Origin of the sequence: Nocardioides sediminis, assembly GCF_003047295.1 — a bacterium.
In the GTDB taxonomy this organism is placed as follows: Bacteria; Actinomycetota; Actinomycetes; order Propionibacteriales; family Nocardioidaceae; genus Nocardioides; species Nocardioides sediminis.
The window spans coordinates 1-618 of the sequence record NZ_PZYZ01000025.1 but is presented as its reverse complement, the minus strand read 5'-3'; the positions used below and the strand labels follow the sequence as shown (position 1 = coordinate 618).

Sequence of the window (618 nt, the reverse complement as noted above, 5' to 3'; positions counted from 1 at the left end):
TTCCGATCTCATTAGTACCGGTTAGCTCAACGCATCGCTGCGCTTACACACCCGGCCTATCAACGTCGTCGTCTTCAACGTTCCTTCAGGACTCTCAAGGAGTCAGGGAGAACTCATCTCGGGGCAAGTTTCGTGCTTAGATGCTTTCAGCACTTATCTCTTCCGCATTTAGCTACCGGGCAGTGCCATTGGCATGACAACCCGAACACCAGTGATGCGTCCACTCCGGTCCTCTCGTACTAGGAGCAGCCCCCCTCAGTTCTCCAGCGCCCACGGCAGATAGGGACCGAACTGTCTCACGACGTTCTAAACCCAGCTCGCGTACCACTTTAAATGGCGAACAGCCATACCCTTGGGACCTACTTCAGCCCCAGGATGTGATGAGCCGACATCGAGGTGCCAAACACCGCCGTCGATATGAACTCTTGGGCGGTATCAGCCTGTTATCCCCGGAGTACCTTTTATCCGTTGAGCGATGGCCCTTCCATTCAGAACCACCGGATCACTATGACCTGCTTTCGCACCTGCTCGCGCCGTCACGCTCGCAGTCAAGCTGGCTTATGCCATTGCACTAACCTCCTGATGTCCGACCAGGATTAGCCAACCTTCGTGCTCCTC

The 618-nt window shown here is 55.3% G+C and carries 1 rRNA gene; it reads right to left on the bottom strand.

Annotated features, from left to right (window positions below):
• Positions 1 to 618 (bottom strand): 23S ribosomal RNA (locus tag DAI17_RS20765); the annotation flags it as partial.